Below are 737 nucleotides of genomic sequence, written 5' to 3'. Positions count from 1 at the left end.
CGACGCGTCCGCGCACTCCACACCGCCTCCCTCTCCTTCGACTCCTCCTGGGAACAACTCCTCTGGCTCATCGCCGGACACGAACTCCACATCCTCGACGAATACGAACGACGCGACGCCGAAACCGTCGTCACCTACACCCGAACCCACCACATCGACACCCTCGACATCACCCCCTCCTACACACGCCAACTCCTCGACGCCGGACTCCTCACCGGCCCCTGGACCCCACCACTCCTCCTCCTCGGCGGCGAAGCCATATCCCCCGCCCTCTGGACCGAACTCCGCACCACCAACCCCGAGACCGAGGTCGTCAACTACTACGGCCCCACCGAATTCACCGTCGACGCCCTCACCGCACGGACGAGTGACACCACCACCCCCGTCATCGGCCACCCCCTCGACAACACCCAAGCCCACATCCTCGACAAACACCTCAACCCCGTACCCAACGGCACCCCCGGCGAGCTCTACCTCTCCGGCCCCCAAAACGCCCGCGGCTACCTCGGACAACCCACCCTCACCGCCGAACGCTTCACCGCCAACCCCCACGGCACCCCCGGCACCCGCATGTACCGCACCGGCGACCTCGCACAACGACGCACCGACGGACACATCGAATTCCTCGGACGAGCCGACGACCAGGTAAAGGTGCGCGGCTTCCGCATCGAACTCGGCGAAATCGAAACCGCCCTCACCCACCACCCCCACGTCACCACCGCCACCGTCCTCCTCCG

At 66.5% G+C, this 737-nt stretch carries 1 protein-coding gene; it reads left to right on the top strand.

Annotation, left to right across the window (positions count from 1 at the left end; genetic code table 11):
- The coding region (locus tag IE247_RS33955) for an AMP-binding protein (RefSeq protein WP_190127222.1) at positions 1-737 on the top strand (737 nt) is incomplete at both ends.

Origin of the sequence: Streptomyces inusitatus (assembly GCF_014651115.1) — a bacterium.
Lineage (GTDB): Bacteria > Actinomycetota > Actinomycetes > Streptomycetales > Streptomycetaceae > Streptomyces > Streptomyces amakusaensis.
Note: the sequence above shows the minus strand (reverse complement) of the source record. Positions and strands in the feature narration are given on the sequence as shown.